Source organism: Thermococcus sp., assembly GCF_026991495.1.
Classification (GTDB): domain Archaea; phylum Methanobacteriota_B; class Thermococci; order Thermococcales; family Thermococcaceae; genus Thermococcus.
In genome coordinates, this window is record NZ_JALXBJ010000084.1 from 1 (window position 1) to 10,759 (window position 10,759).

Sequence of the window (10,759 nt, forward strand, 5' to 3'; positions counted from 1 at the left end):
TTAATTGCCGCGGTCTTTGGGAGGCGGTGATGCTGGTTTCGGCTGGTAGAATTCCTTTAACATTCTCCATTATAACTTCTTCCAATGTCAATTTTTTTACATTGGAAAAACGAAAGTCTTATAAGGAAGGAGTTAGAAGATCTACTGCACCACTCTTAGGGAGGTGTCCAAATGAAGAAAGTCTTAGCACTGCTCGGAATGTTTTTTTTAGTAGGAGCAGTCATGCCAGCAGTAGGTGCAACAGGGGTGCCTACGACGGATGCAGTGATGTACTTTAAGAGCCAGAGCTGGAGCGGAGTTAATGACGAGAGCATATACGAGCCACTAACACCCCTTGTTGGCTCCAAGACCATAGGGCCGATAGGAATGACCATTCCCTGGGACGGTCTGGACGTCATAAGCGCCGGCATCTTTGTGCACGGTCCGGTCTATGATCTCACAGAGCAATCTGGAAAGAAGTTCATGGTAATAACCAAGATCGGGGCGACAGACTACGGAAGGGGAGTTTACGAAGAGTTCAGCGACCCAACAGTCAGCGGGTATGAAAAGTATGGTGTTCAGCCCTACAAGCACTATTACACCGCTGGAAAAGCTGGAACCGTTGATTACAAAGTCGTGTACATCGTCACGGCATCCAGTGAGTACGAGGCCGAACAGAAGGTTAAAGCCTCCTTGGGAGCCTCGGTTCCGGTACTCGATGAGCTCTTCAGCCTTGAGGCGGGAGTGGATTACTCAATAACCAACGTCTACAAGACCTCCCAGTCTTACACGTACGGCGTGGAGGTAACGTTCCACAGGCACGTCTACTACGCGGAGCTTGAATTCAATGGGACCCTCACCAGAACCGTTTCAGAGACGTGCAGCTTTGGATTCTGCCCGCTCTCGGCGAAACCGATGCCCTCGATCGAAGGGAACTCATTTGCACCCGAGTCAACCCACTACGAGCACACCTACCTCAGGAACTTCGACCTCAGCAGTGGGATGCTCTTCTTTATAGGGCCGGAACAGATTTATGGATCTGAGGACTATACTTTTCCGCTTAACTTTGAGGAGGTGGACGGATGAAGAAGCTCCTCCCCCTTTTATTTTTCGCCCTCCTGCTGGTCTCTAACTACGCTTCAGCCCAGGTAAACGTTTACCCCCTCACCAAGGACTTCAGGATGATTCCCTATCCGTTACCCAAATGCGCTCAAATAGACAAGATCCGCGAGCTCGCTTATCAGGTGAACGACACCTACTGGATAGGTGTGAGCGGCCCCATACTGATCGGCTGTCCGGGCGTGAAGAACATAACGGTCGAGATACATGGTGTTAAAAACGTGACCTACCCCCAGTACAACCTTACCGTCACCCTGATAAACGCCACGGTCAAAACGGGCCAGAGGGAGTACCGGCCCCTCGGCCTTATGACGAGGGGGATAACCATAGACTACGAGAGGTACAACGAAACCTACGAGATGGTTACGGTGGAGATAAAGGGACTGGAGATGTACTGGAGCTACGCAGTTCAGGACTACATCTACCACAGCCTCAACCCCCTCGACTACGGCTTTCCGGCCAACATGACGATAAGGTTCCTCATAAACAGGCTTACCGGGGAGGGCTACCTCCTCGACAACGGGACGAAGAGGTACATCGGCGTAACCCCCTTCTGGACCCCCATGGCGGACGCCAAGTACTTTCCCAAATCCATCCTGCACAACCTTAGAAGCGTTTTGAACCAGATCGAGACCAATCCGTGGGTGGCGGAGGATGTAATCCAGAAGGCAAAGCTCTCAAAGAACGTGAGCGAGTCATCCGAGTTAATAAGCTCCCTCGCCAGCAACCTGACGAACAAGGTCATGCTCCCCAGCGTCATCTACCTGGGTAGAACAATGTTCCTGAACTACTACTCCAACAGGCCCGACTTCATAATGCCCCTCAACCACACGTACCTGATAAGAACCTACCAGACAGGAAGCCCGAACTTGCCCTCAGAGATAGACAACATGTCCGCAGGTGAATACGTGAAAAAGGTGCTCACAGATTATTTAAAGACAAAGAACGAGAGCGAGATCAAGAAACTCATATTGACGGACATTATTCATAGAGAGGGTCCTCTACCTGTTTTATATGCCTCGTGGGGTTCTGAAAATAAAGTTCTTGCTATCGACTTCACGCTTCCCCCCTCAAAAGGTTCCAATCTCCTCGTCCTGCCCCTTCCAAGCGAGTACGCTAAGGCCTTCAACGCCCCCTACCTGATGCTGAACTTCGTCTGGATTAACAACGGTACCATCGTCGTCAAGTACGATCCCAGCCTCTACACCCCCCAGGAACTCTTAAAGGGGTGGCGCAAAATAGGGATCTGCAGGAACATGATTCAGAGCACCCTGATGGACGACTTCATGAACACCCTCAACGGCTTCGAGGAGACCGGCGTAAATGTTTCGGCACTTGAAAAGATATACTCCAACGTTGAGGGCAAATTGAGGCAGTGCGGCTTCAATGTGACGGGGGTTAACGCTTCGTCTCCAACGAGTTCGAGCGCGAACATCTCAAGGAGTGCGTCAAGTCAGAGTGCAAGCATGGGGGAATCCAGAACGAAAGGCAGAAACCACAGAATATGCGGCCCGGCGATCCTGTTGGCCCTCTCGGTGATCCCGCTCTTAAGGAGGAGGTTGAAAAGATGAAGGCCATCCTCAAGAACTCCCTCTCAGACTACCTGTGGGTTGAGGTTCTGGCCGTTGTCTTAGCGGCAGTTATGATTGGCTCGATAACGGCTTACGTGGCCGCGGATTCGATCTACAAGGCCTCGATAATCGGCGGCTCGATAACCCCCATCCTTGGCGCCCCGGGGCAGCTCTCCGGCCAGGGGGCCGAGAAGGCCCCCTCCTACTACGCCCGCCACTACCTGGCGGTAAAGCAGCGCATAACTGGGATATTCGGCTCCCTCGTCTGGTCGAACTCGGGGCTGATATCCTCGGTACTTGGAATAGCCGTCATGGTTGCGCTCTTTCCCTTTGTCTACCGCCTCAGGGCCTCCTTTGTCCCCATACTCTTCAGGGAGCGCTCCGGTCCGGTGGGAGTGGGCCTGAAGGGCCTCCTATTGGCCCTCTTCTTCATCTTCCCGCTTTTCCTTGCCCTCTCCTTTCCCCTCGCCTTCGTCGCTAAGAACTGGCTCTCCGGCGTCAGCCTCTCCTCGGTTCTCCTTCTCAACGGGATCCTCTGGTCGCTCCTCCTGATGCTCGCCATCTCCATCTACTCAACCTACGCCCTGTGGGGTAGGCTTGACCTCGCCGTGGTGTTCACGCTCCTTCTCGCCTTCCTCCTCTCTGGCAAGCTGCCCTTTGGGTGGGAGACGGTGTGGGTCTACCTCGGCATCTCGGCGGGCCTAACGGCCGGCATGGTCGTCGCGTTCCAGAGGAGGTGGATGGGCGTATGAAGTGGTGGAAGCTGCTAACGCTGATATTCGTCTTTTCGCTCACCCTCTCGGCCCTCGCCGCCTCATTTGGGATGGCCTACTGGAGCCCGCTGAAGGGAAGGATGCACGCTGAGATCAGGCTGGACAACTTCGAGTCCCTCATGAAATTCGGCAGGGCCGTGGACAGGAACGTCACCTATAGCTTCGACGTCTTCTGGCCGATGAAGCCCGGAAAAACCTCCCTAAGCGTTGGACTCGCCGGGGTTGCGTGCGGCAGCGAGAACTACACGGTAACCGTCGTAACAATGAACGGTCGGGAATTCAGGGGGAGCGGTCCACAGAGGTTCACCTTCAACAGGAGGGATCCGTTTCTCTACTTCCACGTCCACATCGTTATTCCGAACTCCTGCAGGATAGTCCCGAGGAGGAACGGACAGGCGGTGGTGATAGATGCAGAGGTCGGGTGAAGCCGTGGCCAAAGTTAGAGATCTCACGGTGAAGTTCCGCTACAACGTCGCCCTCGATAACCTGAGCTTAGAGGTAGGGAAGGGAAGGACCCTCCTCTTGGGCTCCAACGGAAGCGGTAAGACCACGCTGATGAGGGTTCTATCCGGGCTCCACCGACCGACGGAGGGATCGGTTGAGGTGCTCGGTCTAGATCCTTTCAAAGAGCCCTCGAAGCTCTACCCGAGGATGCTCTACGTCAGGGACGTTGAGGACTTGCCCTACATGCTGAGGGTCTCAACCGTTGTGGAGCTGCTCTCAGATGTCTACGGAGCCGGAAGGGTCGAGAGGGCCCTCAAGACCCTTGGACTCGAAGAGCACCTCTTCAAGCGCGTCGGGGAGCTTTCAAAGGGGCTGAGGAGGAGGGTGGCCATGGTAGAGCCGCTGTCGAGCAATGCAGAGCTCATAATGATGGACGAGCCCTTCAGCGGCCTCGACGCTGACAGCAGGATAATAATAGCGAGGGCCCTCTCAAGGCTCTCCAGGGAGACGAGCCTCATCATAGCGAGCCACATCCCCCTCAACTTGGGGATAGACCAGATGGTGGTTTTAGAGGGCGGAAAGCTCACCTACAACGGCCCCTACAACGAGGCCGTCGCCAGGAGGTATCTGGCCTGGATGGACGCGCTCACCTAAACCTTTTTTAGATTTGACTCCAATGGGAAGCGGTGTTGCCGATGGCCGAGAAGCAGATAGAAAGAAGCCTCGTTATTCTGAAGCCCGATGCCGTTGTCAGGGGCCTGATGGGGGAGATAATCGCAAGGTTCGAGAAGCGCGGCCTCAAGGTAGTCGGGATGAAGATGATATGGATAACCCGCGAGTTGGCGGAGAGGCACTACGAGGAGCACCGCGGGAAGCCCTTCTTCGAGGGGCTCATAGACTACATCACCAAGGCACCGAGCGTCGTCATGGTCGTTGAGGGGCGCTACGCCGTAAGCGTCGTCAGGAGGATGTGTGGTGCCACGGATCCGAAGGATGCCGAGCCAGGGAGCATACGCGGCGACTACGGCCTCGATATAGGCGATTCAATATACAACGTCATCCACGCAAGTGACAGCCCCGAAAGTGCTGAGAGGGAGATAAACCTCTACTTTAGGCCAGAAGAGATATTCGAGTACTGCAAGGCCGCCGACTGGTTCTATCACACCCATGCGAAGGCAAAGAAAGAATACATGGACGAGATGGACTGCTTGGAGCGTTAGTCTATCACAATTGCCCTTTTGCTTCTCTCCTTCACTACGGTGATTTTTAATCCTTGCGCCGAACCCTTTAAAAGCCCCCGCCGGAGTTAAGGTCGGGGGTGAAGAATATGGCGGGAAAGATCAGGCAGCCCATCATCGCGGTTCTCGGGCATGTTGACCACGGAAAAACCACTTTACTTGATCGTATTAGAAATACTAATGTAGCACGTAAGGAGGCGGGCGGGATAACCCAGCACATAGGCGCAACAGAAGTTCCCATCGATACCGTTAAGCAGCTTGCCGGCCCGCTCATCAAACTCTGGAGGGGCGAGATAAGGCTCCCCGGGCTGCTTTTCATTGACACTCCCGGCCACGAGGCCTTCACAAGTCTGCGCGCGCGCGGCGGAAGCTTAGCAGACCTGGCCGTTCTGCTCGTTGATATCAACGAGGGCTTCCAGCCCCAGACGGTGGAGAGCATCGAGATACTCAGGAAGAACAGGACTCCGTTCATAGTCGCCGCCAACAAGATAGACAGGATAAAGGGCTGGAAGGTCAAGGAGGACGAGCCCTTCCTGATGAACGTCAAAAAGCAGGATCAGCGCGCCGTTCAGGAGCTCGAAACCAAGCTCTGGGAGCTAATAGGAAAGTTCTATGAGATGGGCTTCAACGCGAACCGCTTCGATCGCGTCCAGGACTTTACCAGAGAGCTCGCCATAGTCCCCATCTCGGCCAAGTACGGGATCGGTGTTCCGGAGCTTCTCGTTCTCATCGCGGGTCTTTCCCAGAAGTACCTTGAGGAAAAGCTCAAGATAGAGGTCGAGGGACCGGCCCGCGGGACGATTCTCGAAGTCCGCGAGGAGCTTGGATTGGGAACAACCATAGACGTCATAATCTACGACGGAACGCTCCGCAGGGACGACACCATAGTGGTCGGTGGCAAAGACAAGGCGATAGTCACCAAGATCCGTGCCCTGCTCAAGCCCAAACCCCTCGACGAGATACGCGATCCGAGGTTCCGCTTCGACCAGGTTGAGGAGGTTACGGCCGCCGCGGGCATAAAGATAGCTGCCCCGGGCCTTGAGGAGGCCTTGGCAGGCTCTCCGGTCATAGCGGCCCGCTCGGGGGAGGAGATCGAGAGGGCCAAGCAGGAAATCCTGAACCAGATACAGAGCGTCGTCATAAGCACAGGAAAGGTCGGCGTCATAGTCAAGGCAGACACCCTCGGCTCACTCGAAGCTCTCAGCAAGGAGCTGGGCGAGAAGAACATCCCGATAAGGAAGGCCGACGTCGGGAACGTAAGCAAGACCGACGTCATGGAAGCGCTGAGCGTTAGGGAGGAGGAGCCAAAGTACGGCGTTGTGCTCGGCTTCAACGTCAAGGTCAACGAGGACGCCGAGGAGGTCGCGAAGGCAAAGGCCGTGCCCATCTTCGTTGGAAACATCATCTACAAGCTCATAGAGGACTATGAAGCCTGGATCAAGGCGGAGGAGGAGAGGAGGAAGCGCGAGCTTCTCAAGAGTGTAACCTTCCCGGGTGTCATCCGCCTGTACCCGGACGAGCGCTACGTTTTCAGGAGGAGCAAGCCGGCGATAGTCGGGGTTGAGGTGGTAGAAGGCCGTATACGTCCCGGTGTAGCCCTCATCAAGCAGAACGGTGAGAAAGCTGGGGTCATAAAGTCCATCAAGAGCAAGAACGACTTCGTACAGGAGGCGAGGAAGGGCGATGCGGTGGCGGTGGCCATCGAAGGCGTGATGGTTGGGAGACACATCCACCCCGGAGAGACGCTCTACGTTGACCTGAGCAAGAACGACGTTATCCTGCTCGCCAAACAGCTCAAAAGCGAGCTGGACGAGAGCGATATAAAGGCCCTCAAGATGACCGCAAAGGTTAAGGCGAAGAGGGATCCCTTCTGGAAGGCGGTCTGATCACGCTTTCTTTTCCAACACATCGCCGCCTCCACGTGCGGCGTGTGCGGGAACATGTCGATGAGAGTCGCGCTCTCAAAGAGGTATGCAGCCTTCAGATGTCTTTCGTAGTCGAGCTTAAACGCCTTTGGATTGCAGGAGACGTAAACGATTCTTCCAACGCCGCTTTTTACCAGAGGCTCGGCCGCTTCCCTCACTCCTTCTCCTTCGATCACTCCAAGACCGTCGTCGCTGACGAGGCCAACAGTTCCCCTGTTGGGAACCCTATTAATAACCCCTGCCCAAATCATGCCGGTGGCCAACATGCTGAGGGAGGTAATCCACTGCAGGGGGCACGAGAACGTCAGGGCAACCCACAAGTCGACGCTGGAGTTCACGAAGGAGGACTATCTCACGCCAAGGGGGGACTGCATACTCTGCGTTTCAGCCGATAAGTCCCTGAAAGACCTGAGTGAGGACTTCAAGCGTGCCCTTAGAATGGGAAAAAGGCTCATCGTCAGGATTAAGGTCGGCGGTTTTGTTGATGAGGTCATCGCCCACGGAGACCCCCGCCTGATCCTCGATCACGAGTACTCGATGGTTGTGAGGAAGAGCACCTACATAGACGCCAGAACCCTCGCGGTGAGGGCCAACAAAGCGGCTAAAGACATAGACAGACGCATTGTTGAGCTCCTCAGGAACCCGGAGACCGTGGCCGAGGTGGAGCTGGTAATCGATGAAAACCTTTAAAAGTCCTTCATTTTTAATAACCTGAGGTGAGGAAAAATGCTCGAAGGCTACTACATAGTTGAGAACACCGGCGTTGTTCCGGCGGAGAGGAGGTTTAAGTTCAAGAGCCTCAAGGCCTGGGGCTACGACCTGCACCTCGGAACCATTGATGGAAGGGAGGCTTACTTCGTCTCGAAGGCCGGAACGAGAGAAGAGGGCGAAACCTACAGCGAGAACGGCAGGGAGTACCACATCAGCGAGACCCAGAGGGAAATACCAAAGAACGCCAGGCTTTTGGCGAGGATACTCATAGAGAGGGGCCAGCCCTACCTTGAGTTCTGGCTCGACACCGAAGAAGAAAACTTCCCTCTGGCGAAGGAAGACCCGAGGATAATCCTCCACCGCTTCTGGGCAGAGAAGAAGTTCAACCAGCTAGGGAGGCACGTTGGGAGCGTTGGCCTTACAACGGACTTCTTCAAGGACAGGGTTTTCGTGAAGAGCATTCCGCTCCCCTACGAGGAGTACCCGCCGAAGGTCAGGAGGGTTCTCAGGGAGGTCAGGGACGTACACCGCGACATGACGGGCTTCGGAAGGTTCGTCTTCCAGTACTTCGGCGAGGAAGACAAGGCCCACCAGTACCGCCTCTGGTGGCTTTTGCCGACGATACACCTCTTCGACGTTGAGGTTTCGAACGAAGTCGATAAGGTTTTAGCTATGCTCGACTGAGATTGCAAGACCAACGTACCTGTCGGCCCCGCCGTAGTAGAGGTATCCTCTTCCATCTTTTTCAACAAGGGATTCCGCGAAGACCACGTTGTCAACCCAGCCCCGTTTCTCCCACTCAAATTCCGGCTCAAGTATGGGCCTTTTGCTCCTCCAGAGCAACTTCCTCGGGTCTTCCCTATCAAAGAGCGCCACCTGAACTGTGTAGGTCAGCCCTTCATCCCTCCAGAATGCCTCGTTGTGTATGAGGAGTATCCCCTTCTCAGTGACTACCGGGGGCGGGCCGGGCTCGACGAGGTGGCCCCTCGGCTTTAGAACGGGCCTTGCCTCGTACTCCCAGTGGAGTAAGTCCTTTGAGTGGGCCAGCCAGACGTTCGAATCCCCGAAGTACATGATGTATCTGCCTTTGAAGGGCCCAGAGCGCATCTTCTCGGTTATTATCGCCCCGCTCTTCGTCCAGTTGGACCTTCCGTTCTTCTCGAAGGGGAACTCGTCAAAGACCACCCCGTGCTTCTTCCAGTTGAGGAGGTTCTTTGAGGTCGCAACACAGAGCCTCGCGGTTTCCCCGTCGTAACCGGTGTATGTCATGTAGTATGTCTTCCCGACCTTCACGACCCTCGGGTCTTCAACCCCAGCCTTCTCCCAGCCGTATTCGGGCTCCACGACCGGTTCTGGGTGTTTAATGAAGTTTACCCCGTCTTCGCTCAGGGCAAGTCCAATTCTCCCGGTGAGCTTGTCTCCCTTCGCCTCGGCGCGGTAGAGCATGACGAAGGTTTCTCTCCTGAGGACTACGGCCGGGTTGTAGGTGTTCTTCGAGTCGAAGCCCTCTTCAGATGGCGAGAGAACAGGTTTCTGGAGCTTTCTGAAAGAGAAGTAGAGCTCAGAGGGGCTCAACTTCAACCCCTCCATTTGCCCGTATCATGTACCTCCGTCCCCTGAAAGTTACCCTGACGAGGAAGTTAACGCCCTCGGCCGGCCGGACGGTTAATCGCTCACCGGTCTCCATGCCCAGCGAGGCAGTGACGAGGGCGAAGAGGCTTGAGGCACTCCAGGCCTGCGGTGAGTTGGCCCTGGGAACGGGCACGAGCTCGTCCAGCCCACTGTAGAGCTCGGGTAGCTCCCTCCATGGTATGAGCTTGGCCGTTTCAAAAATCCTCTCGGCGAGTTCCTTCGCGAGGTCTGTCCTCCCGATTTTGGCTAAACCCAGCGCTATCAGGGCGTTGTCGTGGGGCCACACGCTTCCGCGGTGGTAGCTGAAGGGGTTGTAGGCCTTCTCTTTAGAGCTCAGCGTCCTTATCCCGTGCCTTGAGAGCATATCTTGCTCAAAAAGTCTCTCTGCTACCTCCTCCCCGTGCTCCGCTATCCCGGTGAGGAGAAGGTGCCCCATGTTGGAGGAAATGACGCGGAGTGCTTTTCCATCCCCATCCAAAGCCAAGGCGTAGTAGCCATCGACCCAGAAGTCGCGGTTGAACCTCTTCCTCAGCTTCTCAGCCTCTCTGAGGAGCGTCTTTGAATCAAGGTTGCTAAGCCCGAGCTCCCCTGCAAGCTTCAGTGCCCAGTAGGCGTAGCCCTGAACCTCGACGAGCGCTATCGGCGGTTTGGCGGGCCTTCCGTTCTCGTCAACTATCGCATCCCTGGAGTCCTTCCACCCCTTGTTCCCGAGTATGCCGGGGACGTAGGCTATGTATCCATCCTCAAGGTTCCTCAGAATCCACTCGACGGCCATTGTCACGTTCGGGCGGAGCTCGTCCATCAGCTTTTTATCCCCGCTCCAGCGGAGGTATTCCCCGGCCAACGCCACGTAGAGCGGTGTGGCATCAACCGTGCCGTAGTAGGGCCCGAATGGAACCTTTCCGGACTGGGCCAGCTCCCCGAGGCGGAACTCGTGGGGGATCTTCCCGGGCTCTTCCTCGCTGAGCTCGTCGTACTTCTTCCCCTGAATGGAGGCGAACAGCCCGAGCGTCCCCCTCGCGTATTCGGGGTAGTAGGGGAGGAGGAAGAGAGAGGTTACTATCGCGTCCCTCCCGAAGGGGCAGGCGAAGTAAGGAATTCCAGCGAGGGGCACGGGGCCGTATACAGTTGAGAGCGTTAAGGCCCTCAGGTTTTCAAGGGCCCTCTCAAAGACCCCGTTAAGAGCTGTTGAGCCGGTGAAGACAGTGTTTTCGAGGGTTATCTGCTCTTCGCTCACCATCCCCGAGGCCTTTCCCCTCATCCCGGGAACGAAGCGGATGAACAGTTCCTCCTTTCTCCCGGGCGGGATTTCGATTTTGGCTCTGAGGTTCTCCCCCTCCCTCGTGAAGTTGCTCTCGACCCTCAGC

At 55.7% G+C, this 10,759-nt stretch carries 11 protein-coding genes and 1 pseudogene; 9 read left to right on the top strand and 3 right to left on the bottom strand.

Features of this window, described 5'->3' with window-relative positions:
- The first annotated feature begins 171 nt into the window (after positions 1-171).
- The 7 genes from MVB78_RS09695 (at position 172) to infB (ending at position 7,010) form a co-directional block, all read left to right on the top strand.
- Entirely contained in the window at positions 172-1,065 is an 894-nt protein-coding gene (locus tag MVB78_RS09695; RefSeq protein ID WP_297490791.1) for a hypothetical protein, read from the top strand.
- Positions 1,062-2,669 (top strand): CGP-CTERM sorting domain-containing protein, encoded by a 1,608-nt coding sequence (locus MVB78_RS09700; RefSeq protein WP_297490794.1) that lies wholly within the window; start codon positions 1,062-1,064, stop codon positions 2,667-2,669. Before MVB78_RS09695 ends, MVB78_RS09700 begins: the two co-directional genes overlap by 4 nt.
- Complete coding sequence (locus MVB78_RS09705) at positions 2,666-3,421, top strand: hypothetical protein (RefSeq protein ID WP_297490796.1); 756 nt, start codon at positions 2,666-2,668, stop codon at positions 3,419-3,421. Before MVB78_RS09700 ends, MVB78_RS09705 begins: the two co-directional genes overlap by 4 nt.
- A complete protein-coding gene (locus tag MVB78_RS09710; RefSeq protein WP_297490798.1) occupies positions 3,418-3,867 on the top strand; it encodes a hypothetical protein in 450 nt (149 codons plus the stop codon). The genes MVB78_RS09705 and MVB78_RS09710 overlap by 4 nt, the downstream gene beginning before the upstream one ends.
- Positions 3,851-4,540, top strand: coding sequence for an ATP-binding cassette domain-containing protein (locus MVB78_RS09715; RefSeq protein ID WP_297490800.1), 690 nt, complete (start codon positions 3,851-3,853; stop codon positions 4,538-4,540). The genes MVB78_RS09710 and MVB78_RS09715 overlap by 17 nt, the downstream gene beginning before the upstream one ends.
- A gap of 41 nt (positions 4,541-4,581) precedes the next feature.
- Positions 4,582-5,106: a nucleoside-diphosphate kinase gene (gene ndk / locus MVB78_RS09720; RefSeq protein ID WP_297490811.1), complete on the top strand. Its 525-nt coding sequence runs from the start codon at positions 4,582-4,584 to the stop codon at positions 5,104-5,106.
- A 98-nt stretch (positions 5,107-5,204) separates the two neighbouring features.
- Entirely contained in the window at positions 5,205-7,010 is a 1,806-nt protein-coding gene (gene infB, locus MVB78_RS09725) for a translation initiation factor IF-2 (RefSeq protein ID WP_297490802.1), read from the top strand.
- A gap of 20 nt (positions 7,011-7,030) precedes the next feature.
- On the opposite strand, the pseudogene MVB78_RS09730 reads toward infB, so the two are convergent.
- Positions 7,031-7,315, bottom strand: a pseudogene (locus tag MVB78_RS09730) (hypothetical protein); the annotation flags it as partial.
- Here MVB78_RS09730 and MVB78_RS09735 point away from each other — a divergent pair.
- Together MVB78_RS09735 and MVB78_RS09740 are read left to right on the top strand one after the other, a co-directional pair.
- A complete protein-coding gene (locus tag MVB78_RS09735; protein ID WP_297490813.1) occupies positions 7,314-7,739 on the top strand; it encodes a DUF371 domain-containing protein in 426 nt (141 codons plus the stop codon). The pseudogene MVB78_RS09730 and the gene MVB78_RS09735 overlap by 2 nt on opposite strands.
- Positions 7,740-7,775: 36 nt before the next feature.
- Positions 7,776-8,444, top strand: a complete 669-nt coding sequence (locus MVB78_RS09740) for a TIGR00703 family protein (RefSeq protein ID WP_297490804.1) — start codon at positions 7,776-7,778, stop codon at positions 8,442-8,444.
- On the opposite strand, the gene MVB78_RS09745 is transcribed toward MVB78_RS09740, so the two are convergent.
- Together MVB78_RS09745 and MVB78_RS09750 are read right to left on the bottom strand one after the other, a co-directional pair.
- Positions 8,427-9,335, bottom strand: a complete 909-nt coding sequence (locus tag MVB78_RS09745; RefSeq protein ID WP_297490806.1) for a glycoside hydrolase family 130 protein — start codon at positions 9,333-9,335, stop codon at positions 8,427-8,429. The genes MVB78_RS09740 and MVB78_RS09745 overlap by 18 nt on opposite strands.
- A partial coding sequence (locus tag MVB78_RS09750) for an amylo-alpha-1,6-glucosidase (protein WP_297490808.1) occupies positions 9,322-10,759 on the bottom strand: 1,438 nt, incomplete at its 5' end. The genes MVB78_RS09750 and MVB78_RS09745, both read right to left, overlap by 14 nt.

Coding starts and splice junctions, on each gene's coding strand:
- MVB78_RS09715 (WP_297490800.1), top strand. CDS start 3,851: ATGCAGAGGTCGGGTGAAGCCGTGGCCAAAGTTAGAGATCTCACGGTG.
- MVB78_RS09740 (WP_297490804.1), top strand. CDS start 7,776: ATGCTCGAAGGCTACTACATAGTTGAGAACACCGGCGTTGTTCCGGCG.
- MVB78_RS09705 (WP_297490796.1), top strand. CDS start 2,666: ATGAAGGCCATCCTCAAGAACTCCCTCTCAGACTACCTGTGGGTTGAG.
- MVB78_RS09710 (WP_297490798.1), top strand. CDS start 3,418: ATGAAGTGGTGGAAGCTGCTAACGCTGATATTCGTCTTTTCGCTCACC.
- MVB78_RS09695 (WP_297490791.1), top strand. CDS start 172: ATGAAGAAAGTCTTAGCACTGCTCGGAATGTTTTTTTTAGTAGGAGCA.
- MVB78_RS09735 (WP_297490813.1), top strand. CDS start 7,314: ATGCTGAGGGAGGTAATCCACTGCAGGGGGCACGAGAACGTCAGGGCA.
- MVB78_RS09700 (WP_297490794.1), top strand. CDS start 1,062: ATGAAGAAGCTCCTCCCCCTTTTATTTTTCGCCCTCCTGCTGGTCTCT.
- ndk (WP_297490811.1), top strand. CDS start 4,582: ATGGCCGAGAAGCAGATAGAAAGAAGCCTCGTTATTCTGAAGCCCGAT.